Raw genomic sequence first — 22,085 nt, 5'->3', positions numbered from 1 at the left:
CTGACGGCCGCGACACGGCGGCTTCCTAGCGTCAGCGCCATGAACGAGACGCAGGGCACGCCCCCCAGCACCCGGCCGGACCCGCGGCACGTCGTCGTCGTGGGCGGCGGCATGGTCGCGCAGCGCTTCGTCGAGGCGCTGCGGGCGCGCGACGACGCCGGCGCCTGGCGCGTGACCGTCTTCGCGGAGGAGCCGCGCAAGCCGTACGACCGGGTCGGGCTCACGCGCTACTTCGAGGTGCGCGACGCCGAGGAGCTCACGCTCGGCGACCCGGCGCTGTGGGACGACCCGCTGGTCGACCTGCACCGGGACTGCGCCGTCGCGTCGATCGACCGTGCCGCGCAGACCGTGACCGACCGCCTCGGCCGCGTGCACGCCTACGACGAGCTGGTGCTCGCGACGGGCTCGAGCGCCGCGATGCCGCCCATCGACGGCAACGACCTGCCCGGCGTCTTCGTGTACCGCACCATCGACGACGTCGCGGCGCTGCGCGGCTGGGTCGAGTCCAAGCGCGAGGCGGGGCGCGTCGAGACGCGGGGCGGCGTGGTCGAGCGGCCGGTGCGCGGCGCGGTCGTCGGCGGCGGCCTGCTGGGGCTGGAGGCCGCGGGCGCGCTCAAGGCGCTCGGCGCGCAGGCCACGGTGATCCAGTTCGGCACGCACCTCATGGACGTGCAGATCGACCTGGGCGGCGGGCACGCGCTCAAGCGGCTCATCAACGACAAGGGCATCTCGGTCCGCACCGACACCGCGACCAAGGCGATCCGCCCGCACCGCCGTACCGGGCACGTGGGCCGCATGGACTTCGCCGACGGCGGCCGGCTCGACGTGGACGTCGTCGTGATGGCCACGGGCGTGCGGCCCCGCGACGAGCTCGCCCGCGCGGCAGGCCTGGAGGTCGGCGAGCGCGGCGGTGCCGTCGTCGACCTCACCTGCCGCACGGCCGACGCGCACGTCTGGGCGATCGGCGAGGTCGCCTGCATCGAGGGCCGCTGCCTCGGCCTGGTGGCACCGGGCAACACGATGGCGGAGGTCGTGGCCGACCGGCTGCTTGGGGGCGAGGCCACGTTCCCCGGCGCGGACACGGCGACCAAGCTCAAGCTCTCGGGCGTCGACGTCGCGAGCTTCGGCGACGCGCACGGCCGCACCGAGAAGTCGGTCGAGATCGTGTGGGCCGACCCGCTGCGCGGCGTCTACAGCAAGCTCGTGATGGCCGACGACGCGCGCACCCTGCTGGGCGGCGTCTTCGTCGGCGACGCCGGGCCGTACGCGTCGCTGCGCCCGATGCTCGGCGCGGAGCTGCCGGGAGACCCGTCGGCGTTCCTGCTCCCCGAGGGCGCGGTCGGCGCGCCCACGCTCGAGCTGCCCGACGACGCGAACGTCTGCTCCTGCAACAACGTCTCGGCGGGCACGATCCGCGGTGCGGTGACGGAGCACGACTGCACCGACGTCGCCGGCGTCAAGGCGTGCACGCGGGCCGGCACCACGTGCGGCGCCTGCCTGCCGCTGGTCACCAAGCTGACGAAGACGGAGCTGGCCAAGGCCGGCGTCGAGGTGAGCAACGCGCTGTGCGAGCACTTCGAGCTCTCCCGCGCCCAGCTCTTCGACGCCGTGCGCGTGGCCGACCTGCACACGTTCAGCGAGATCATCGCCCGGTTCGGGCGGGTGCCCGACGGCGCGAGCGACGCCGGCCGTGGCTGCGACATCTGCAAGCCGACCGTGGCCTCGATCCTGGCCAGCCTCGGCAACGGGCACATCCTCGCGGGCGAGCAGGCCACCCTGCAGGACACCAACGACCACATGCTCGCCAACATGCAGAAGGACGGGACGTACTCGGTCGTCCCGCGCATGCCGGGCGGCGAGGTGACGCCGGAGGGGCTGATCGTCGTGGGGCAGGTCGCGAAGGACTTCGGCCTCTACACGAAGATCACCGGCGGGCAGCGGATCGACATGTTCGGCGCCCGCGTCGAGCAGCTCCCGGAGATCTGGCGGCGGCTCGTGGACGCCGGCTTCGAGTCCGGGCACGCGTACGGCAAGTCGCTGCGCACCGTGAAGTCGTGCGTCGGGTCCACCTGGTGCCGGTACGGGGTGCAGGACTCCGTGGGCATGGCCGTCGAGCTCGAGCTGCGCTACCGCGGCCTGCGCTCTCCGCACAAGCTCAAGCTCGGCGTCTCCGGCTGCGCCCGCGAGTGCGCGGAGGCCCGCGGCAAGGACGTCGGGGTCATCGCCACCGACCAGGGGTGGAACGTCTACGTGGGCGGCAACGGTGGCCAGACGCCGAAGCACGCGCAGCTCCTCGCCGAGAACCTCTCGTCCGCCGAGCTGCTGCGCACCGTCGACCGCTTCCTCATGCTGTACATCCGCACCGCCGACCGGCTGCAGCGCACCGCGCCGTGGGTGGAGGAGTACGAGGGCGGGCTCGAGGCGATCCGCCAGGTGGTGATCGAGGACTCCCTCGGCATCGGCGCGGATCTCGACGCCGCGATGGCGCAGCACGTGGAGGGGTACGAGGACGAGTGGAAGGCCGTGCTCGACGACCCGGAGAAGCTGGCCCGGTTCGGCTCCTTCGTCAACGCCCCGACCACGCCCGACCCGGCGCTCGCGTACGTGCCCGAGCGCGGGCAGAAGCGCCCGGCCACCGCGGACGAGGTCGCCTCCGGCACCGCCGACCCCGACCTCGTCTCCGCCCTCACCAGCCCCGTCCTCGTCGCCGGCCCCACCCTGGAGGTGCGCGCATGACCGCCCTGACCCCGAGCCCCACCGCCACGACCCTCGTCGACGGCCCCGGCTGGACCGCCGTCTGCCCGCTGGGCGCGCTGGCCCCCGAGCGCGGCGCCGCCGCCCTGGTGACCGGCTCGGACGGCGAGGAGCTGCAGGTGGCGCTGTTCCGCCTGCTCGACGGCACGGTCTGCGCCGTGCAGCAGCTGGACCCGTACTCGGGCGCGAACGTCATGTCGCGCGGCATCGTCGGCACCCGCGGCGGCACGCCCACCGTGGCGTCCCCGGTGTACAAGCAGGTCTTCGAGCTGCACACGGGCCGCTGCCTCGACGCGGCGGGCAAGGAGCCCCGCGCGGGGCTGGCGGGGGACCTCGCGTCGTACCCGGTCGTCGTGTCCGGCGGCGTCGTGCACGTGGGGATCGGATGACGACGCGGGACGCGGCCCCAGGCCGCGTCACCCTGGTCGGCGCCGGCCCGGGCGCCGCAGACCTGCTCACGTACCGCGCGTGGCGCGCGCTGACCACGGCCGACGTCGTCGTCACCGACCGGCTGGTGCCGCGCGAGGTCCTCGACGACCTGGGCCCCGGCGTCGAGGTCGTCGACGTCGGCAAGACGCCGGGCCGGCACACGCTGCCGCAGGAGGAGATCGACGCGCTGATCGTGGCGCGCGCGCTCGCCGGCCAGCGCGTGGTGCGCCTCAAGGGCGGCGACCCGTTCGTCTTCGGCCGCGGCGGTGAGGAGGTCGCGGCCTGCCGTGCCGCCGGGGTACCGGTCGAGGTGGTGCCCGGGGTCTCGTCCGCGCTCGCCGCGCCCGCGCTGGCCGGGGTGCCGCTGACGCACCGCGGCACGACGACGGCGTTCCACGTCGTCACGGGCCACACCCGCGACGGCGCGGCGGGCGGCGACGTGCTCGACGACGTCTCCGTCGCGTGCGTGACCTCGCGGGCGGCGACGCTGGTCGTGCTCATGGGCGTGGCCGCCCTGCCCGGGATCGTCGCCCGCCTGCTGGACGCGGGCGCCGCGCCGGGGACGCCCGTCGCTATCGTGGAACGAGGTTCGCTGCCCGACCAGCGGGTCACGCGCGTCGCCCTCGACCTGGCCGCCAAGCGTGCCGAGGAGGTCGGGGTCCGCGCGCCGGCCGTGGTCGTGATCGGCGACGTGGCCCACGAGGAGCTGCTGGAGGTCGCGCGTGACGCAGGAGGAGCCGCAGGGCAGGTCGGTGGCTGATACCGCGCCGGGCCCCCGGCCGGCGCTGGGCCAGGTGATGGCGGGCTGCACGGTGCTGGTCACGGCCGACCGCCGCTCGGGCGAGCTGGCCGCCGCCCTGGAGCGCCGCGGCGCCTCGGTCCGGCACGCTCCGGCGCTGAGCATGATCCCGCACGTGGACGACGACGCCCTGATCGCGGCGACGCGCGCCCTCGTCGCCGACCCGCCGGACGTCGTCGTCGCGACCACCGGCGTCGGGTTCCGCGCGTGGATCGAGGCCGCCGACGCGCACGGGCTCGCCGACGACCTGCTCGCCGTCCTGGGCCGGTCGCGGATCGTCGCGCGCGGCCCCAAGGCGCGCGGCGCCATCCAGGCCGCGGGGCTGCAGGCCGACTGGGTCGCGGAGTCGGAGACGTCGGCCGAGGTCGCCGAGGTGCTGCTCAGCGAGGGCGTGGGCGGGCTGCACGTCGCCATCCAGCACCACGGGGCGGGCGCCGACGGGCTGGACGCCGTGTTCGAGAAGGCCGGCGCCCGGGTGTCCGCGCTGGTCGTGTACCGATGGGGACCGCCGCCCGACCCGGCCGCCGTCGAGGACTCCGTGCGCGCCGCCGCGGCGGGCGAGATCGACGCCGTCGCCTTCACGTCCGCGCCCGGCGCCGAGGCGTGGCTGCGCGCGGTCGAGACCCAGGGCCTGCGGGACGCGGTCGTGGCGCGGTTCGTCGACGGGTCGATGGTCGCCGCCGCCGTCGGGCCCGTCACCGCGCGCCCGCTGGAGTCGCGCGGCATCCCGACCCTGCAGCCCGAGCGCGGCCGGCTCGGCGCGCTCGTGCGGTCGATCGTCGGGCACTACGAGCACCTGGAATCGGTGGCCCTCGCCACCGTCGCCGGGCCGCTCGTCATCCGGGCGCGCGTCGCCGTCCTGGACCAGCAGGTGCTGCCCCTGTCGCCGACCGGCGTCGAGGTGCTGCGGCTGCTCGCCGCCGCCGGAGGCGACGTCGTGCCGCGCGAGCGTGTGCTCGACGTGCTGCCCGGCAGCTCCCGCGACCCGCACGCCGTCGAGGTCGCCGTCGCCCGCCTGCGCGACGCCACCGGCCGGCGCGAGCTGGTCAAGACCGTCGTCAAGCGCGGCTACCGGCTGGAGCTCGCGCACGACGACGCGCACTGGACGGCCACCGAGGGTCACGCCGGGTAGACGTCGACCTCCGCGGCCTTGACCGACAGCCACACCGGCGCGCCGGGCACGAGGGCGAGCTCGGCGGCGGACTGGGGCGTGACGTCGGCGGCGAGGCGGGCGGTGCGCACGCGCACCAGGTCGCCGCGCGGCTCGAGGGACCGCACCGTGGCGGGGAACGTGTTGCGCGGGGAGCCGTGCCGCTCGTCGAGGTACACGGCGACGGCGGCGGGTCGGAAGACGGCGGTCGTGGGTGTGCCCGCGGCGATCCCGTCGGCCGGGGTGCGGCCGTGCACCACCTCGCCCGCGGGGGTGCGCACGCCGTCGCCGGTCCACGACCCGGCCAGGAGGTTGAGCCCGGCGATCTTCGCCGCGAACGCGCTGCGCGGCCGGCTCAGCACCTGGGCGGTCGGGCCGCGTTCGACGACGCGCCCGCCCTCGACCACGGCCACCTCGTCGGCGAGCAGCAGCGCGTCGAGGACGTCGTGGGTGGTGATCACGGCCGTCTGCCCCTCGAGCAGGTGCCGGAGGGTCTGGCGCAGCTCGGGCGTGACGTCGACGTCGAGCGCGGCCATGGGCTCGTCGAGCAGCAGCAGCCGCGGCTCGGCCGCGAGCGCCCGCGCGACGGCGATGCGCTGCGCCTGCCCGCCCGACAGGGTCGACGGCGCACGGTCCGCCAGGTGCGCGAGCCCGACCTGCTCGAGCCGCCGGTCTGCCGCCGCGGCGGCCGTGCTCCGTCGGGCGCCCTGGGACCGCGGCCCGAACGCCACGTTCTGGCGCACGGACAGGTGCGGGAAGAGCAGCGGCTCCTGCGCGAGCAGCGCGACGTGCCGGTCGTGCGGCGGCACCCAGGTGCGGACGCGGCCGCCGGCGGCGCGCACGAGGGGGCGGCCGTCGAGCGCGATCTCGCCGTCGTGCGGGCGCAGCGTGCCCGCCGTGAGGCCGAGCGCCGTCGACTTGCCCGCCCCGTTGGGGCCGAGCAGGGCGAGGGTGCGGCCCTCGGGGACGTCGAGCTCGACGTCGAAGCCGCGGGCGGGCAGCGTGGCGGCGAACGTCAGCGTCACAGCGGGCTCCGGTCGCGCCGCGTGGCGGCGATGACGAGGACGGCGACGACGACGAGCAGCAGCGAGAGGGCCACGGCGGCGTCGGGGTCGGTCTCGCGCTGCAGGTAGATCTCCAGCGGCAGGGTGCGGGTGACGCCCTGCAGGCTGCCGGCGAACGTGATGGTGGCGCCGAACTCGCCGAGGGCGCGGGCGAACGACAGCACCGCCCCGGACAGCAGGCCCGGCCACACGAGGGGGAGGGTCACGCGGCGCAGCACCGTCGTCGGGCGCGCGCCGAGCGACGCCGCGACCGCCTCGTAGCGTGCGCCCGCCGTGCGCAGCGCGCCCTCGAGGCTCGTCACGAGGAACGGCAGCGCGACGAACGTCTGCGCCAGCACCACCGCCGTCGTCGAGAACGCGATCTGCACGCCCGCCACCTCCAGCGTCTCGCCGAGCAGGCCGCGGCGGCCGAACGTGTAGAGCAGCGCGATGCCGCCCACCACGGGCGGCAGCACCAGCGGCACCATGACCAGCGAGCGCAGCAGATCGATGCCGGGGAAGCGGCACCGCGCCAGCACGAGCGCCATCGGGACGCCGAGCACGAGGCACGCGACCGTGCTCGCGGCCGACGTCTGCAGGCTCAGCAGCAGCGCCGCCCGCGCCGACTCGCTGGTGATCAGCGACCAGTAGCTCGACCAGTCGACCCGCGTCGCCATCGCGACCAGCGGCAGCAGCACGAACAGCCCGCCCACCGCGGCGGGCACGAACGCCCATCGCGGCAGGCCGACGGCGGTCCCCCCGGTGGTCGAGCCCGGCGACACCCGCACGGGACGCCTACGGGGCCGCGAAGCCGAACCCGGCGAGGGTCCGCCGGCCGTCGTCCGACAGGACGAGGTCGACGAACTCCTGCGCGAGCTCCGCCTGCTCGGCGTCGGCGACGGGCGCGATCGGATACGTGTTGACGGCCTCGGACGCCTCGGGGAGCTCGACGCCCTCGACGTCGTCGCCCGCGGCGGCGACGTCCGTGACGTACACGAGCCCGGCGTCCGCCTCGCCCGCGATCACCTTGCCGAGGACGTCGGTCACGCTCTGCTCCTCGCTCACGGGTCGGAGGTCGAGGCCCGCGGCGTCGGCGACCTTCGCGGACGCGGCCCCGCACGGCACCTCGGGCGCGCACAGCACGAGCTTCACGTCCGGGGAGGCGAGGTCCTGGAGGGACTCGACGCCGGCCGGGTTGCCCGGCGGGACGGCGATCTCCAGCGTGTTGGTGGCGAAGTCCCGCGGGTCGGTCACCAGGTCGTCTCCGACGAGCTTGTCCATGTTCGCCGTGTCCGCGGAGGCGAAGACGTCGGCGGGCGCGCCCTGCTGGATCTGCGCCACCAGGTCGGACGACCCCGCGAAGCTGAGCTGGACGTCCACGCCGTCGTGCGCCGCCTCGAACTGCTCGGCGAGGTCCTCGAACGAGCCTTTCAGCGAGGCCGCCGCGAACACGGTGAGCGTCGTCGTGCCGCCGTCGTCGCCCGACGCCGGCGCGCCGCAGCCCGCCAGCGCCGTCACTGCGAGCGCCGCGGCCCCGGCGGCGATGTGCTTCCTCATGCGACACCCTTGTCCTCTGCCTCGATCACGACCGTCGTCGACTTGATGACCGCCACCGCCACGGAGCCGCGCTCGAGACCGAGGTCGCGCACGGCCTCGCTGCTCATGAGCGACACCACGCGGAACGGGCCGCACTGCAGCTCCACCTGCGACATGACCGGGTCGCTCTGGATGTCCGTGACGAGCCCGACGAAGCGGTTGCGCGCCGAGCTCTTCATCCCGCCGGGCAGGGCTGGGACGGTCGCGTGCTCGCGCGCCACCATCGCCACCTCGTACCCGTCGACGACCTTGCGGCCCGACGCGTCCGTCGTGGACCCGAGCAGCCCGCGGTCGATCCAGCGGCGCACCGTGTCGTCGCTGACGCCGAGGTACACGGACGCTTCCGAAACTCGCATGTGCGGCACGGGCAGCAGCATAGCCCCGCATCTGCGGGGAACGCTGCGGGTGCGGCTCCCGCCGGGGACCGTGGGCGGCGGGGGACATAGGCTGACGCCCGTGCATGACGACGTGACGCGGCGACGGTCGGTGGCCGACCACGCGGCCGCGGTGGCCGAGGCGGTCGAGCCCGCCCTGGCGGCGGCGCGCGGGCGGGCGTCCGCGCGGATCGACGTCGCGACCCTGCTGACGCAGGTGGGCGCCGGCGCCGGGCTGTCGCCCCGCGTGCTGGCGCGCGACGCGACGGCCGCCGCCGCGCTGCCCGGCTTCGACAACTCCCAGATGGACGGCTACGCGGTGCGTTCCGCGGACCTCGCCGGCGCGTCCGTCGGCGACCCGGTGGTGCTGCCCGTCGTCGCGCCCGTCCCCGCCGGGACCCAGCCGCCGACGCTGGAGCCGGGCACCGCGGCCCCCGTGATGACGGGTGCGCCCGTGCCCGCCGGGGCCGACGCCGTCGTCAGGATCGAGGACGCCGACCCGCCGCGCTTCCCGGACCCGGCCACGTCCGCGGAGGTCCGGTTCGCCGTTCCCGTCACGCGGGGCACGTTCGTGCGGACGGCGGGCTCCGACGTCGCGGCCGGCGACGTGCTGGTCCCCGCCGGGACGCCGCTCGGAGGCCCGCAGCTCGGGGCGCTCGTCGCCGCGGGCGTCACGACCGTCGAGGTCGCGGCCCCGCCGCACGTGCTGCTCGTGTCGACGGGCTCGGAGCTCGCCCCTGCTGGGGTGCCGCTCGGCCCGGCGCAGGTGCACGACGCCAACGGCGCCGCGCTCACCGCGGCGCTCGGGCAGGCAGGTGCCCGGGTCACGACCCGCGTCGCGCCGGACCGGCCCGACGCGCTGCTCCGGGTGCTCGCCGATGCGGCGGGCGACGTCGCCCTCGTCGTCACGACCGGCGGCGTGTCCGCCGGGGCGTACGAGGTGGTGCGACAGACCCTCACGGACGCCTGGTTCGGGCACGTCGCCGTCCAGCCGGGCGGGCCGCAGGGCCTCGGCACGGTCACCCTCGGGTCCGGGCGGGACGTGCCGCTCGTCGCGTTCCCCGGCAACCCGGTGAGCGCGTACGTGTCGTTCGAGCTGTTCCTGCGCCCGGTGCTCGCCGCGGCGACGGGCGCGTCGCCGGCCCGCCGCGCGACCGGCCGCGCGCCGCTCGCCGAGCCGCTCGACTCGCCGCCCGCGCTGCACCAGGTGCGGCGGGGCGCGCTCGACGCCGACGGCCGTGTGCGCATGACCGGCGGACCCGGCTCGCACCTGCTGACCCACCTCGCCGCCGCGACCGTCCTCGTGCACGTGCCGCCCGGCGTCGCGCACCTCGACGCCGGCGACCTCGTCGACTACCAGGAGCTCCGTTGACCGACCCGAACGACCCGACGCAGGGCCTGACCCACTACCGCGCCGACGGCGCTGCCCACATGGTCGACGTCTCCGCCAAGGACGTGACGAAGCGGCAGGCGACCGCGACGGGCGTGCTGCGCACGCGCGCGGACGTCGTCGAGCGGATCGCGTCCGGCGACCTGCCGAAGGGGGAGGCGATCGCCACGGCGCGCATCGCCGGGATCCTGGGCGCCAAGCGCACGCCCGACCTCGTGCCGCTGTGTCATCCGCTGCCGATCTCCGGCGTGGAGATCGACGTCGTGCCCGCCTCCGACGGGTCCGGCACCGTCGGGATCTCCGCCACCGTGCGCACCACCGGCCGCACCGGCGTCGAGATGGAGGCGCTCACCGCGGTCACCGTCGCCGGGCTGACGCTCTACGACATGATCAAGGCCGTCGACAAGGCCGCCGTGCTCACCGACGTGCAGGTGGTGGCGAAGTCGGGCGGCACGTCCGGCGACTGGGCGCGCGCGGCGTCCACCTCCGAGTCGGGCCGGGAGGACGCATGACCGGCACGCACGAGCACCACGCCGGCTCTCACGCACAGCGGCGCGTCGCCGTCGTCGTGGCCTCGGACCGCGCGGCGGCGGGGGAGTACGAGGACCGCTCGGGCCCGGCGGCCGTCGCGTGGTTCGCGGCCCGGGGCTGGCGCACGTCGCAGCCCGTCGTCGTGCCCGACGGCGAGCCGGTGCGCGAGGCGCTCGCCGCGCTGCTCGCACCGGGGGCGGGGGAGGCGCCGGACGACGTGCCGCACCTGATCGTCACCAGCGGCGGCACGGGGCTCGGCCCGCGCGACCGCACCCCGGAGGCGACCCGCGCCGTCCTGGACCGCGAGGTGCCGGGGATCGCGGAGCTCGTCCGTGCGCGCTCGACCGCGCCGACCGACCCCGCGAAGCGGGCCGTCCCGGCGGCGGCGCTGTCCCGCGGCGTCGCCGGGGTGGCCGGCCGCACGCTGGTGGTCAACCTGCCCGGCTCCGTCGGCGGCGTGACGGACGGCCTCGACGCGCTGGCCGACGTGCTGCCGCACGCCGTCGACCAGCTCGCGGGCGGCGACCACCCCGCGGGCCCCACGCCGCGAGGTCGAGCCTCAGCTGCCGAGGTCGAGCGCGCAGGTCTCGACCTGGACGCCTCCGGCTCGACCTCGGGGGAGCCGTCGGCGGTGGTGCTGCGCGCCGACGTCGTCGACTCGCCCCTGGACCCGCTGGTCGCGGAGCTCGGGGCGCTGGTGCGCGACGACGCGTGCGGCGCGGTGGCGACGTTCTCGGGCTACGTGCGCGACCACGACGGCGGGCGCGGGGTCCTGCGCCTGCACTACGAGGCGCACCCGGACGCGGCGACGGTGCTGCGGACGGTGGCGGAACGCGTCGCGCGCCGCACGGCCGCGGCGACGGGGGACCGCGTCCGCGTCGCCGTCGTGCACCGCACCGGCGACCTGACGATCGGCGACGTCGCGGTGGTGGCGGCCGTGGCGGCGGGGCACCGGCAGGCGGCGTTCACCGCGGCGTCGGACCTGGTCGAGGAGCTCAAGGCCGAGGTGCCGATCTGGAAGGAGCAGGGCTTCGACGACGGCACGTCGGAGTGGGTGGCCTCGCTCGGCTGAGGTCGGACGCGAGGCCGACTCCGAGGCCGACTCCGAGGCCGACCCCGAGGTCACCTGCTGTTCACCTGAGGGTCGGTGTCACGACGGCCGCCCGCCATCGGTGCTCCCTACGTTCGGGCACGTCACCCCCTGTCCCGACACTGCTTCACCCTCAGGAGTGCCCGATGACGATCGCCCCCGAGTCGCGCCCGCTGCTGGAGCTCGCGGCCGCGCCTCACAGCCCTCACTACGCGCGCGGCAAGCGCAGCCCGGTCACGTGCCGGCTCAAGTGCGCCGACGCGTGCTCGCACCCCGCGCCCAACGAGTCCGCCAACGAGTACTTCCGCGACGTCGCGGCGCGGGCGCTGTCCCGCCGCGTCATGCTCGGCGGCCTGGCCGCCGCGGCCGCCACCGTCGTCGTGGGCGCCCAGGTGGCGGGCGCGCCCGGAGCGAGCGCCGTCACGGCCGCGGGCCGTGGCCACGGTGCCGGCAAGGGCCTCGCCTTCGGCGCCATCGCGCCGCAGGACGCCGGCGTGGACGCGTTCGTCGTGCCCGAGGGGTACGAGTGGTCGCCGATCATCCGCTGGGGCGACCCGATCCTGCCCGGCGGCCGCGCGTTCGACGCCGCGCGCCAGACGCCGGAGCAGCAGGCCAAGCAGTTCGGCTACAACGTCGACTACCTCGACATCCTGCCCGCCGACCCGGACGCCGTCCGGCCCCGCGGGACGACGAAGCGCGGCACGCGCGGCCTGCTGGTGAGCAACCACGAGTACACCAACGCCGGGATCATGTTCGACGACTCGTACGACGCCGCCACGCGCCGCGCGATCGAGCGCGCCGCCTGGGGGCTGTCGGTGGTCGAGGTGCGTCGCGACCGCGAGGGCTCGCCGTGGACGTACTCGCGGATCAGCCGCTACAACCGCCGCATCACCGTGGACACGGAGTTCCACGTGGACGGCCCGGCCGCCGGCTCGTACCTCATGAAGACGGTCGAGGACCCGACCGGCACCCGCGTGCGTGGCACGCTCAACAACTGCGCGGGCGGTACGACGCCGTGGGGCACGGTCGTCTCCGGGGAGGAGAACTACAACGCGAACTTCCGCGTCAACGGCAAGGACCCGCGCGACGCGCGGTACGGCCTCAAGGACGCGGCGACGAGCTACGGCTGGGAGCTCGACGACCCGCGGTTCGACGGCCGCAACCCGGGCTACGAGTACGAGAGCCACCGGTTCGGCTGGATCGTCGAGGTGGACCCGTACGAGCCCGACGAGGCGCCCGTGAAGCACACGGCGATGGGTCGCTTCAAGCACGAGGGCGCCAACGTCATCCTGTCCCGCCGCGGCCACGCCGTCGCGTACATGGGCGACGACGAGCGCTTCGACTACGTGTACAAGTTCGTGTCGAAGAACCGCTTCCGCGACGGCAGCAGCCGCGGGGCGCGCCGCCACAACAAGACCCTGCTGTCCGAGGGCGACCTGTTCGTCGCGCGCTTCCGGGGCGACTCCCCGGCGTCGGAGATCGACGGCTCGGGCGCCGTCCCCTCCGACGGCGGCTTCGACGGCACCGGCGAGTGGGTCCCGCTCGTCAAGGACGGCGAGTCGCAGGTGCCGGGCATGACCACCGAGGAGGTGCTCGTCTTCACGCGGCTGGCCGCGGACGCCGTCGGCGCCACCAAGATGGACCGCCCGGAGGACGTGGAGCCGAACCCGCTCACCGGGCGCATCTACGTGGCGTGCACCAACAACACCGACCGCGGCAAGGACGGCAAGGAGGGCGCCACCGAGCCCAACCCCCGCACCACCAACCGCGACGGTCACGTCGTGGAGATCATCGAGGACCGCGGCGACCAGACCGCCACGACGTTCACGTGGAACCTGCTGCTCGTCGCGGGCGACCCGTCGGTGAACGACTCGACGTACTTCTCCGGCTTCCCCGCCGACCGGGTCTCGCCGATCTCGTGCCCCGACAACCTCGCGTTCGACGCCGAGGGCAACCTGTGGATCTCCACGGACGGCGCGCCGTCGACGATCCAGAAGTGCGACGGCCTGTTCAAGGTGACCCTCACGGGCCGCCAGCGGGGCCGTGTGGAGCAGTTCCTGTCCGTGCCGCGCGACGCCGAGACGTGCGGCCCGGTCGTCGACTCGCGCGACGCGATGGTCTACGTCAACGTCCAGCACCCGGGCGAGGACGGCACGTTCGCCGCGCCGAACTCCTACTTCCCGGACTACCTCGCCGAGGGCGAGCGGGCCCCCGCCGGTGCGTGGCGCGGGCCCCGCCCGTCCACGATCCAGGTCTACAGGACCGGCCGGGGCGAGCACCCCGGGAACGGCCACGGTCACGGGAACGGTCACGGGAACGGCAACGGGCACGGCAAGGGCGGCGACGGCTGGGACGGCCCCGGCCCGTTCCCGTGGCCGCGCCACCGCTGACCCCTGGACGCGAGATAGAGAACCCCGAGTCGCGAGATAGAGAGGCCGCGACGAGGCCGCAGCGCTAGCGGCCCCGTCGCAGCCTCTCTATCTCGCGACTCGGGGTTCTCTATCTCGCGGTGGCGGTGGGCGCCGGCGCAGTTCGTAGACTGGGGGACCGTGACCACCCCCGAGGCGCCCGCCGGCGCCTACCTCGACCACGCCGCCACGACCCCGATGTCGCGGGCGGCGCTCGAGGCGTACGTGGCGGAGGCCGGCCGGACCGGCAACGCGAGCTCGCTGCACTCCGCGGGGCGCGCGGCGCGACGGGCCGTCGAGGAGTCGCGCGAGTCCGTCGCCGCGTCGCTGGGCTCGCGGCCCAGCGAGGTGATCTTCACCGGCGGGGGCACGGAGTCCGACAACCTCGCCATCAAGGGGATCTTCTGGGGCCGGCGCCGCACGGACCCGCGCCGCACCCGCGTGCTCGTCTCCGCCGTCGAGCACCACGCGGTGCTCGACCCGGCGTTCTGGCTCGCGGGGCACGCGGGCGCGGAGATCGTGCTGCTCCCCGTGGACGGCGACGGCCGGCTCGACCTCGCGGCCCTGCGCGCCGAGCTGACGGAGCACGGCGACGAGGTCGCGCTCGTCTCGGTGATGTGGGCCAACAACGAGGTGGGCACGCTGCAGCCGGTGCGTGACGTCGTGCGGCTCGCGCACCAGCACGGCGTCCCCGTGCACACCGACGCGGTGCAGGCCGTGGGCCAGGTCGACGTCGACTTCGCGGCCTCGGGCGTCGACGCGATGACGGTGACGGCGCACAAGCTCGGCGGGCCGATCGGCGTGGGCGCGCTGCTCGCCCGCCGCGACCTGCCGCTCGAGGCCGTGCTGCACGGCGGCGGCCAGGAGCGCGGGGTGCGCTCCGGGACGCTCGACGTGCCCGCGATCCGGTCGTTCGCCGTCGCGCTCGCGGAGACCGTCGCCGCCCGGCCCGAGCGCGCCGCGGCCCTGGGCGCCCTGCGGGACCGGCTCGTCGCGGGCGTGCGCGCCGTCGACCCGGAGGCGGTGCTGCGCGGCCCCGACCCGGGCCGCACCGCGGGCGACGGCGCCGCCGCGCGGCTCCCGGCCAACGCGCACTTCACGTTCCCCGGCGCCGAGGGCGACTCGCTGCTCTACCTGCTGGACTCCGCGGGAGTGCAGGCCTCCACCGGGTCGGCGTGCCAGGCGGGCGTGCCGCAGCCGTCGCACGTGCTGCTCGCGATGGGCGTGCCGGAGCTCGAGGCCCGCGGCGCGCTGCGCTTCTCGCTCGGCGCGACGTCGACCGCCGCGGACGTCGACCGCCTCGTCGCCGCGCTGCCCCAGGTCGTCGAGCGGGCCCGCGCGGCGGGCCTCGTGTCCGCGCCGGCCGGTGCGGGGGGCACAGCATGAGGGTGCTGGCCGCCATGTCGGGCGGCGTGGACTCGGCCGTCGCCGCGGCGCTCGCCGTGGAGGCGGGGCACGACGTGGTCGGCGTGCACATGGCCCTGAGCCGCAACCGCGACCAGTTCCGCACCGGCTCGCGCGGCTGCTGCTCCATCGAGGACGCCGGCGACGCGCGCCGCGCCGCGGACGTGCTCGGCATCCCGTACTACGTCTGGGACCTCTCGGAGACGTTCGAGCAGACCGTCGTCGCCGACTTCCTGCGAGAGTATTCGGCCGGCCGCACCCCGAACCCGTGCGTGCGCTGCAACGAGCACATCAAGTTCGAGGCGCTCCTCGACAAGGCCACGGCCCTCGGGTTCGACGCCGTCGCCACCGGCCACTACGCGCAGGTCGTGACGCGCGAGGCCGCCGACGGCACCGCGACCCGCGAGCTGCACCGGTCGCCGAACGACGAGAAGGACCAGTCCTACGTGCTGGCCGTGATGGGCCCGGAGCGGCTGGCGCGCGCGATGTTCCCGCTCGGCGGCTTCGCCTCCAAGGCCGAGGTGCGCGCGGAGGCCGAGCGGCGCGGCCTGTCCGTGAGCGCCAAGCCGGACTCCTACGACATCTGCTTCGTGGCCGACGGCGACACCCGCGGCTTCCTGCGCGACCGGCTCGGATCGCGCCCGGGCGAGGTCGTGGACACCGACGGCGCCGTCGTCGGCGCGCACGACGGCGCGTACGCGTTCACGGTCGGCCAGCGCAAGGGCCTGGGCCTCGGCCACCCCGCCGCCGACGGGCGCGCCCGGTACGTGGTGGACGTGCAGACGTCGACCAACACCGTCGTGGTCGGGCCGGCCGAGCTGCTCAGCGTGGACCGGATCGAGGCGGGGAAGGCGGTGTGGCTCGCCGCCCCGGAAGGTGACGTTGGGAGCACGTGGCTCGACGACGTCGAGGTGCAGGTCCGCGCCCACGGCGCCCCCGTGCCCGCCCGCGTGCGGGCGACGACGGCGGACGGCGTCCCGGCGATGGAGGTGGAGCTCACCGGCCGCCCGCTGCGCGGCGTCGCGGCCGGGCAATCGCTGGTGGTGTACCGCGGCACGCGGGTGCTCGGCCAGGGCACCGTCGCGCGCGCCTGGCGCGGCTGACGCCGTCCCCGAACGGGTCCGGACGGGCTCAGCCCCGCGCGAGCCGCTGCCGGCGCGCCTCGTACAGCACGATCGACGCGGCGTTCGAGGCGTTGAGCGAGCTGGCCGAGCCGGCCATCGGGATCGCCACCGTGACGTCGGCCGCCTCGCGCCAGCCCCTCGACAGCCCGGCGGTCTCGTTGCCGACGGCGAGGAGAACCGGGCCGGTGAGATCGACGTCGGCGGGCGCGGCGTCGCCGTCCTCGTCGGTCGCGACGACGGTCACCGGGCGCCCGGCGGCACGGTGCGCGCCCACCCAGTCCATGACCTCGCCGTGCGAGGCCGCCCGGACGACGGGCAGCGCGAAGAGAGAGCCGGTGGTCGCGCGCACGGCCTTCGGGTCGTAGGGGTCGGCGGCGTGACCGGTGACGACGAGGCCGTCGGCGCCGAACGCGTCCGCGGACCGCACGACCGCGCCGACGTTGCCCGGTTGGGTGGGGCGGTCGAAGACGACGCCCAGGAACGACGGACCCACCGGGACGCGCGCCAGGTCGTCGGCGGGCATCGCGACCACGGCCAGCAGCTCGCTGGCGCCCTCGTCCTTCTCGGCGAGCTCGGCGAGCAGGTCGGGCGTCATCGCGATCGTCTCGGCGCCCGTGGCCTGCAGCATCTCCTGGGCCCACGACGACAGCCGGCGGTCCGTCTCGTGCAGCAGCGTGCGCACCTGCCAGCCCTGCTCGACCGCCATCGTGATCGGGCGGACGCCCTGCACCAGGAACTCCCCGGCGCGACCGCGCTTGGTGCGGTTCGTGAGCAGCGTCTGCAGCTGCTGGAAACGGGCGTTGCGCACGGTGATCCGCATGGGCGCAGTCTCCCACGGCGGCGGTGGCGCTCAGCGACGCAGCTCGTGCTCCCACCACACCTGGTCGCGCATGACCCAGTGCTCGGCCTCGAGCCCGTCGGCGACGCGCACCAGGTGCATCTCGCGCACGGTGAAGCGCCGGTGCGAGGGCGCGACGCCGAGGAAGAACCCCGAGTGCAGGGCGCTGAACGCGACGTGCAGCGACACCAGGTCGCCCTCGGTGACGGCGTGCAGCACCTCGACGCGCTGCTCGTCGAACGCGTCGTGGAACCAGTGCATCGTCGCCACGAGCGCGTCGGGGCCGCCGGCGCAGCCCGGCAGCACGTCGTGGTTGCGGAACCCGGGCGCGAGCTGGCGCCGCAGCACCGCCTCGGCGCCCGACGGCATGGCGTTGGCGTGCACGCGGGTGGCGACCGCCCGGGGGGTGGACAGCACGGTCGACGACCCGCCCGAGGGGTGCACGAGCGGTGACGTGGGGGCCCGGCCCGCGGGTGCCGCGGGCGCCTGGTCGAGGATGACGGACATCGGGACTCCTTCGTCGGACCGTTACCGTGCTCCTACCCTTCGAGAGCGGCGACCGGCCGTGCCATGACGGGGTGGGAGAGGTGACATCGGGTGACATCGGGCGACAGCGTGGTGGAGGTCGTGGGCGGGCGCCCGGCCGGAGCGAGGGCGGACGCGTGACGGCGGTCTCCGGCCACGGGCCGTGGCCCGGCGGCGCGCGCGACGAGCTCGTGGCGCAGCAGACCGTGCTCGACGACCTGGCGTCGCTGCCGACCGGCGTCGACCCGGTCCCGTTCCTCGCCCAGCTCACCGGTCGCGGGCCGGGGGCCGACGCCGTCGGCCGGACGGCGGCGCTGCTGGCGGAGATGCCGGTCGAGCTGGGCCCGCACGGCTGGAAGCTGACCGACCACCCCGGCGCCGACCTGCGCCGCGCGGAGTCCCTGCTGCGGGAGGACCTGTCCGCGCTGGCGGTGGCGGCCGTGGGGCACGACGGCCCGCTCGCCGTCGAGCTCACCGGCCCGTGGACCCTCGCCGCCCAGCTGTGGTCGGCGCGCGGCGACCGCGTCCTGGCCGACGCCGGCGCCCGCCGCGACCTGTCGCTCGCGCTGGCCGAGGCGGTCCGCCGCCACGTGGCGGACGTGCGCGCCCAGGTCCCCGGCGCGACGCCGGTCGTGCAGCTCACCGAGCCCCTGCTGGGCCAGGTGCACGCGGGCGTCCTGCCCAGCTTCTCCGGCTACTCCCGCCTGCGGGCGGTGCCCGGGCCCGACGTCGTCGAGGGGCTGCGACCCGTCGTCGACGCCGCGCACGAGGCCGGTTCCCGCGTCGTCGTGCACCTCGGCGCCACCTGGGTGGGCGTGCCGCCCGTCGCGCTGGCGGGGGCGGACGCCGTCGGGCTGGACCTCGCCGACGTCGGCGGCGCGGGGGAGACGGCGGGCTGGAACGAGCGCGCCTGGGAGCTGCTCGCCCGCGCGACCGAGCGGGGCATGGGCCTGTGGGCCGGGCTGCCGCCCGCCACCGTCTCGCAGTGCTCCGGGCCGCAGCTCGGCGCGCTGGTCCGCCTGGTCGCCGAGCCGTGGCGCCGCATCGGGCTGCCCGCGGCCGGGCTGGCCGACGTGACGCTGCTCGCCGCGTCGCGACGGAGCCTCGCCGACGTCGACACCCGTCGCGCCGAGCTGGCGAACCTCGGGCGGGTGGCGGAGGCGCTCGCGGAGCGGGCCGCCGCCTGACCGGAGCTGACCTGGCCTGAGCGGGACGGGACCGGGACGGTCGTGGGACCGATCCGCGAAGATCTCACCGAGGCGCGGCGCGTGCTCCCGGAGCGCCCCGGTGACTGCGTAGGCTGAACCCCGGCGTCGGCCCGCAGGGGGACGGTGCCCGCGACCCGACCCCGACCCGCGAAGGACGCCCGTGACCAGCCTCCGAGCCGTGCTGTTCGACCTCGACGGCGTGCTCACCCCGACCGCCGAGGTGCACATGCGGGCGTGGGAACGCCTGTTCGCGCCCTACTGCGAGGCCCGTGGCCTCGCGCCGTACACGTCCGCCGACTACTTCGCGCACATCGACGGCAAGCCGCGGTACGACGGCGTGGCGACGTTCCTCGCCTCGCGCGGCGTCGAGCTGCCGCGCGGCACCGCCGACGACGCGCCCGGCGAGGACACCGTGTGCGCGCTCGGCAACCGCAAGGACGCGATCGTCAACCGGATGTTCGACGAGGAGGGCATCGCGCCCTACCCGGGCTCGGTGCGCTTCCTCGACGCCGTGACGGCCGCGGGCGCGCAGGTCGCCGTGGTCTCGTCGTCGCGCAACACGCCCGCCGTGCTCGCCGCGGCCGGGCTGACCGAGCGGTTCGAGGTCGTCGTGGACGGCAACGTCGCGGCCCGCGAGCACCTGCCGGGCAAGCCCGCGCCGGACACGTACCTCCGGGCCGCCGAGCTGCTCGGCGTCCCGGCCGCCGAGGCGGTCGTCGTCGAGGACGCCCTGTCCGGCGTGCAGGCCGGCGCGGCGGGGCCCTTCGGCCTCGTCCTCGGCGTCGACCGCGGCGTCGGGGCGCAGGCGCTCGCCGCGCACGGTGCGGACCGCGTCGTCGCCGACCTGGGCGAGCTGGACGCGTCGATCCTGGACGAGCCCGCCGACCGGCAGGAGGGTCGGGCATGATCCGCCGCACCGCCGACGAGCAGCGGTCCGTGGACCGCCTGCGCTTCCCCGCCGAGCCGTGGCGCCTGGTGGAGGCCGAGTTCTCCGCGGAGGACCTCGGGGTCACCGAGTCCCTCTTCGCGGTGGGGAACGGCTACCTCGGGATGCGCGGCAACGTCGAGGAGGGGCGTGAGTCCCACTCGCACGGCACGTTCGTCAACGGCTTCCACGAGACGTGGCCCATCCGGCACGCCGAGGAGGCGTACGGCTTCGCCAAGGTCGGCCAGACCATCGTCAACGCCCCGGACACCAAGGTGATCCGGTTGTACGTGGACGACGAGCCGCTGCTGCTGCCGGTGGCCGACCTCATCGGCTACGAGCGCGCGCTCGACCTGCGCGACGGCGTCCTGCGCCGCGAGATCCTGTGGCGCACGCCGTCGGGCAAGCGGGTCAAGGTGGCCTCGGAGCGCATGGTGTCGTTCGTCGAGCGGCACCTGGGCGTCATGACGTTCGAGGTCACGCTGCTCGACGCCGACGGGCCGGTGGCGATCTCGTCGCAGATCCTCAACCGGCAGGACGGGCAGGACGAGTACCACGTGCCCGCCGCGTCGCTGGGCGAGGGCTTCGACCCCCGCAAGGCGGAGGCGTTCGCCGGCCGGGTGCTGCAGCCGCAGACCCGGTGGGGCGACGACGAGCGGCTCGTGCTGTCGTACCGCTGCACCAACTCCGGCATGACGCTCGCCGTGGCGGCCGATCACCGCCTGGAGACCGTGGACGAGTGGGACGTGCGCACGCAGGTCGACGACGACCTCGCCAAGCACGTGTTCCGCGTCGACGCGAAGGCGGGGCACACCATCCGCCTCACCAAGGTCGTCACCTACCACACGTCCCGCGGCGTCCCCACGCGCGAGCTCGTCGACCGCTGCCGCCGCACCCTGGACCGGGTGCGCGCCGGCGGCATCGAGGAGCAGTTCACGCACCAGCGCACCTGGCTGGACGACTACTGGGCGCGGTCGGACGTCGAGATCGAGGGGCGCCCGGAGATCCAGCAGGCGGTGCGCTGGAACCTGTTCCAGCTCGCCCAGGCGACCGCGCGGGCCGAGGGCTCCGGCGTCCCCGCCAAGGGCCTGACCGGCAGCGGCTACTCGGGCCACTACTTCTGGGACACGGAGATCTACGTGCTCCCGTTCCTCACGTACACGAGCCCGCGGTACGCCCGCAACGCCCTGCGGTTCCGCTACCAGATGCTCGACGCCGCGCGCCGGCGCGCCAAGGAGCTGTCGCAGAAGGGCGCGCTGTTCCCGTGGCGCACCATCAACGGCGAGGAGGCGTCCGCCTACTACGCGGCGGGCACCGCGCAGTACCACATCGACGCGGACATCAGCTTCGCCCTGGTGCAGTACGTGCGGGCCACGGGCGACACGGACTTCCTGCGCCGCGAGGCGGTGGACGTGCTCGTCGAGACGGCGCGCATGTGGGAGGACCTCGGCTTCTGGCGCGCCAACGGCGACGACAACTTCCACATCCACGGGGTGACCGGCCCCGACGAGTACACGACCGTGGTGAACGACAACCTGTTCACCAACGTCATGGCGCGGTTCAACCTGCGGGCCGCGGCGTTCGTCGTGGAGGCGATGCGCGAGGACTTCCCGGAGGACTACGAGCGCCTCGCGGACCGCCTGTCCCTGGGCGTGCACGAGACCACCGAGTGGACCCGGGCCGCCGACCACATGTCGATCCCGTACGCGGAGAGCATCGGCATCCACCCGCAGGACTCCCACTTCCTCGAGCGGGAGATCTGGGACCTGGCCGCGACGCCGGTGACCAAGCGCCCCCTGCTGCTGCACTACCACCCGCTGGTGATCTACCGGTACCAGGTGCTCAAGCAGGCGGACGTGGTGCTGGCGCTGTTCCTGCAGGGGCAGCACTTCTCGGCCGAGCAGAAGCTGGCCGACTTCGAGTACTACGACCCGCTGACCACCGGCGACTCGACGCTGTCCGGCGTCGTGCAGTCGATCGTCGCGGCCGAGGTCGGGTACCACGAGCTCGCGCTCGAGTACTTCGTGTCCTCGCTGCTCGTGGACCTGGCGAACCTGCACGACAACGCCGCCGACGGCGTCCACGTGGCGTCGGCGGGCGGAACCTGGTCGGCGCTCGCGTTCGGCTTCGGCGGCATGCGGGACCACGACGGGGTGCTGTCGTTCGACCCGCGCCTCCCGCAGGGCTGGGAGGCCCTGACCTTCCGCGTGCAGTGGCAGGGGTCGCGCCTGCGCGTCACGGTGCGGACGGACGAGCTCGAGCTCGTCGCCGAGACCGGCGAGGGCGCGACGGTCTTCGTGCGGGGCGAGCAGGTGACGGTCACCGCGGACGAGCCGGTCGTCGTCGCCCTCGACGGCCAGGGTCCGGTCAGGCCGGGGCGCCCCAGCCTGCGTGCCCTGTCCGGCAACCGCCGCGACGACGGCACCCTCATCACCGCGACGGTGCCGCACTCCTGAGCCGCCGGTCGAGCCCGCCGGGACCGCCGTCCCGGCGGGCT

At 75.4% G+C, this 22,085-nt stretch carries 19 protein-coding genes; 13 read left to right on the top strand and 6 right to left on the bottom strand.

Features of this window, described 5'->3' with window-relative positions; all coding sequences use genetic code 11:
- Positions 1 to 39: 39 nt before the first annotated feature.
- Genes nirB through ACQP6G_RS19770 form a run of 4 tightly spaced genes read left to right on the top strand, consistent with a single transcriptional unit; the run spans position 40 to position 5,114 of the window.
- On the top strand, positions 40 to 2,736 hold the full coding sequence (nirB, locus tag ACQP6G_RS19785; RefSeq protein WP_429766900.1) for a nitrite reductase large subunit NirB: 2,697 nt from the start codon (positions 40 to 42) through the stop codon (positions 2,734 to 2,736).
- Positions 2,733 to 3,143 (top strand): nitrite reductase (NAD(P)H) small subunit, encoded by a 411-nt coding sequence (locus tag ACQP6G_RS19780; RefSeq protein ID WP_429766898.1) that lies wholly within the window; start codon positions 2,733 to 2,735, stop codon positions 3,141 to 3,143. Before nirB ends, ACQP6G_RS19780 begins: the two co-directional genes overlap by 4 nt.
- A complete protein-coding gene (gene cobA / locus ACQP6G_RS19775; RefSeq protein WP_429766896.1) occupies positions 3,140 to 3,943 on the top strand; it encodes a uroporphyrinogen-III C-methyltransferase in 804 nt (267 codons plus the stop codon). Before ACQP6G_RS19780 ends, cobA begins: the two co-directional genes overlap by 4 nt.
- Positions 3,944 to 3,980: 37 nt before the next feature.
- Positions 3,981 to 5,114: a uroporphyrinogen-III synthase gene (locus tag ACQP6G_RS19770; RefSeq protein ID WP_429767124.1), complete on the top strand. Its 1,134-nt coding sequence runs from the start codon at positions 3,981 to 3,983 to the stop codon at positions 5,112 to 5,114.
- Here ACQP6G_RS19770 and ACQP6G_RS19765 read toward each other — a convergent pair.
- Genes ACQP6G_RS19765 through ACQP6G_RS19750 form a run of 4 tightly spaced genes read right to left on the bottom strand, consistent with a single transcriptional unit; the run spans position 5,102 to position 8,136 of the window.
- The gene (locus ACQP6G_RS19765; protein WP_429766894.1) at positions 5,102 to 6,157 is read right to left on the bottom strand and encodes a sulfate/molybdate ABC transporter ATP-binding protein; all 1,056 of its coding nucleotides are present in this window, start codon (positions 6,155 to 6,157) and stop codon (positions 5,102 to 5,104) included. The two genes, ACQP6G_RS19770 and ACQP6G_RS19765, sit on opposite strands and share 13 nt — an antisense overlap.
- Positions 6,154 to 6,963, bottom strand: a complete 810-nt coding sequence (locus ACQP6G_RS19760; RefSeq protein WP_429766892.1) for an ABC transporter permease — start codon at positions 6,961 to 6,963, stop codon at positions 6,154 to 6,156. The genes ACQP6G_RS19765 and ACQP6G_RS19760 overlap by 4 nt, the downstream gene beginning before the upstream one ends.
- Before the next feature lie 7 nt (positions 6,964 to 6,970).
- A complete protein-coding gene (gene modA, locus ACQP6G_RS19755; protein ID WP_429766890.1) occupies positions 6,971 to 7,732 on the bottom strand; it encodes a molybdate ABC transporter substrate-binding protein in 762 nt (253 codons plus the stop codon).
- Positions 7,729 to 8,136 carry a TOBE domain-containing protein gene (locus tag ACQP6G_RS19750; protein ID WP_429767122.1) on the bottom strand — a complete coding sequence of 136 codons (408 nt, stop codon included), beginning with the start codon at positions 8,134 to 8,136 and terminating at the stop codon, positions 7,729 to 7,731. Before ACQP6G_RS19750 ends, modA begins: the two co-directional genes overlap by 4 nt.
- Positions 8,137 to 8,227: 91 nt before the next feature.
- On the opposite strand from ACQP6G_RS19750, the gene ACQP6G_RS19745 reads away from it, so the two are divergent.
- The 6 genes from ACQP6G_RS19745 (at position 8,228) to mnmA (ending at position 16,071) form a co-directional block, all read left to right on the top strand.
- Positions 8,228 to 9,517 (top strand): molybdopterin molybdotransferase MoeA, encoded by a 1,290-nt coding sequence (locus tag ACQP6G_RS19745; protein ID WP_429766888.1) that lies wholly within the window; start codon positions 8,228 to 8,230, stop codon positions 9,515 to 9,517.
- Positions 9,514 to 10,047, top strand: a complete 534-nt coding sequence (moaC, locus tag ACQP6G_RS19740) for a cyclic pyranopterin monophosphate synthase MoaC (protein WP_429766887.1) — start codon at positions 9,514 to 9,516, stop codon at positions 10,045 to 10,047. Before ACQP6G_RS19745 ends, moaC begins: the two co-directional genes overlap by 4 nt.
- Positions 10,044 to 11,138, top strand: coding sequence for a molybdenum cofactor biosynthesis protein MoaE (locus tag ACQP6G_RS19735; protein ID WP_429766886.1), 1,095 nt, complete (start codon positions 10,044 to 10,046; stop codon positions 11,136 to 11,138). Before moaC ends, ACQP6G_RS19735 begins: the two co-directional genes overlap by 4 nt.
- A gap of 164 nt (positions 11,139 to 11,302) precedes the next feature.
- Entirely contained in the window at positions 11,303 to 13,546 is a 2,244-nt protein-coding gene (locus tag ACQP6G_RS19730) for a PhoX family protein (RefSeq protein ID WP_429766885.1), read from the top strand.
- A gap of 216 nt (positions 13,547 to 13,762) precedes the next feature.
- Positions 13,763 to 14,950, top strand: coding sequence for a cysteine desulfurase family protein (locus ACQP6G_RS19725; protein WP_429767121.1), 1,188 nt, complete (start codon positions 13,763 to 13,765; stop codon positions 14,948 to 14,950).
- Positions 14,947 to 16,071: a tRNA 2-thiouridine(34) synthase MnmA gene (mnmA, locus tag ACQP6G_RS19720; RefSeq protein ID WP_429766883.1), complete on the top strand. Its 1,125-nt coding sequence runs from the start codon at positions 14,947 to 14,949 to the stop codon at positions 16,069 to 16,071. Before ACQP6G_RS19725 ends, mnmA begins: the two co-directional genes overlap by 4 nt.
- Before the next feature lie 28 nt (positions 16,072 to 16,099).
- Here the strand turns inward: mnmA and ACQP6G_RS19715 are convergent, their stop codons facing one another.
- Both ACQP6G_RS19715 and ACQP6G_RS19710 read right to left on the bottom strand, forming a co-directional pair.
- Complete coding sequence (locus tag ACQP6G_RS19715; RefSeq protein ID WP_429766881.1) at positions 16,100 to 16,912, bottom strand: TrmH family RNA methyltransferase; 813 nt, start codon at positions 16,910 to 16,912, stop codon at positions 16,100 to 16,102.
- A gap of 30 nt (positions 16,913 to 16,942) precedes the next feature.
- Positions 16,943 to 17,437, bottom strand: coding sequence for an ester cyclase (locus ACQP6G_RS19710; RefSeq protein ID WP_429766880.1), 495 nt, complete (start codon positions 17,435 to 17,437; stop codon positions 16,943 to 16,945).
- A 155-nt stretch (positions 17,438 to 17,592) separates the two neighbouring features.
- On the opposite strand from ACQP6G_RS19710, the gene ACQP6G_RS19705 reads away from it, so the two are divergent.
- The 3 genes from ACQP6G_RS19705 to ACQP6G_RS19695 all read left to right on the top strand — a co-directional run bounded on the left by ACQP6G_RS19705 (position 17,593) and on the right by ACQP6G_RS19695 (position 22,044).
- A complete protein-coding gene (locus tag ACQP6G_RS19705; RefSeq protein ID WP_429766878.1) occupies positions 17,593 to 18,642 on the top strand; it encodes a uroporphyrinogen decarboxylase/cobalamine-independent methonine synthase family protein in 1,050 nt (349 codons plus the stop codon).
- A gap of 181 nt (positions 18,643 to 18,823) precedes the next feature.
- On the top strand, positions 18,824 to 19,570 hold the full coding sequence (locus ACQP6G_RS19700; RefSeq protein ID WP_429766876.1) for an HAD family hydrolase: 747 nt from the start codon (positions 18,824 to 18,826) through the stop codon (positions 19,568 to 19,570).
- Positions 19,567 to 22,044, top strand: a complete 2,478-nt coding sequence (locus tag ACQP6G_RS19695; protein ID WP_429766875.1) for a glycoside hydrolase family 65 protein — start codon at positions 19,567 to 19,569, stop codon at positions 22,042 to 22,044. The genes ACQP6G_RS19700 and ACQP6G_RS19695 overlap by 4 nt, the downstream gene beginning before the upstream one ends.
- Positions 22,045 to 22,085: the final 41 nt, after the last annotated feature.

Source organism: Isoptericola nanjingensis, from assembly GCF_050311635.1.
GTDB lineage: Bacteria > Actinomycetota > Actinomycetes > Actinomycetales > Cellulomonadaceae > Isoptericola > Isoptericola nanjingensis.
Note: the sequence above shows the minus strand (reverse complement) of the source record. Positions and strands in the feature narration are given on the sequence as shown.

Excerpts from the sequence above, each read along its gene's own strand:
- nirB (WP_429766900.1), top strand. The coding sequence starts at position 40 with ATGAACGAGACGCAGGGCACGCCCCCCAGCACCCGGCCGGACCCGCGG.
- ACQP6G_RS19780 (WP_429766898.1), top strand. The coding sequence starts at position 2,733 with ATGACCGCCCTGACCCCGAGCCCCACCGCCACGACCCTCGTCGACGGC.
- cobA (WP_429766896.1), top strand. The coding sequence starts at position 3,140 with ATGACGACGCGGGACGCGGCCCCAGGCCGCGTCACCCTGGTCGGCGCC.
- ACQP6G_RS19770 (WP_429767124.1), top strand. The coding sequence starts at position 3,981 with ATGGCGGGCTGCACGGTGCTGGTCACGGCCGACCGCCGCTCGGGCGAG.
- modA (WP_429766890.1), bottom strand. The coding sequence starts at position 7,732 with ATGAGGAAGCACATCGCCGCCGGGGCCGCGGCGCTCGCAGTGACGGCG.
- ACQP6G_RS19735 (WP_429766886.1), top strand. The coding sequence starts at position 10,044 with ATGACCGGCACGCACGAGCACCACGCCGGCTCTCACGCACAGCGGCGC.
- ACQP6G_RS19730 (WP_429766885.1), top strand. The coding sequence starts at position 11,303 with ATGACGATCGCCCCCGAGTCGCGCCCGCTGCTGGAGCTCGCGGCCGCG.
- ACQP6G_RS19725 (WP_429767121.1), top strand. The coding sequence starts at position 13,763 with ATGTCGCGGGCGGCGCTCGAGGCGTACGTGGCGGAGGCCGGCCGGACC.
- mnmA (WP_429766883.1), top strand. The coding sequence starts at position 14,947 with ATGAGGGTGCTGGCCGCCATGTCGGGCGGCGTGGACTCGGCCGTCGCC.
- ACQP6G_RS19715 (WP_429766881.1), bottom strand. The coding sequence starts at position 16,912 with ATGCGGATCACCGTGCGCAACGCCCGTTTCCAGCAGCTGCAGACGCTG.
- ACQP6G_RS19710 (WP_429766880.1), bottom strand. The coding sequence starts at position 17,437 with ATGTCCGTCATCCTCGACCAGGCGCCCGCGGCACCCGCGGGCCGGGCC.
- ACQP6G_RS19695 (WP_429766875.1), top strand. The coding sequence starts at position 19,567 with ATGATCCGCCGCACCGCCGACGAGCAGCGGTCCGTGGACCGCCTGCGC.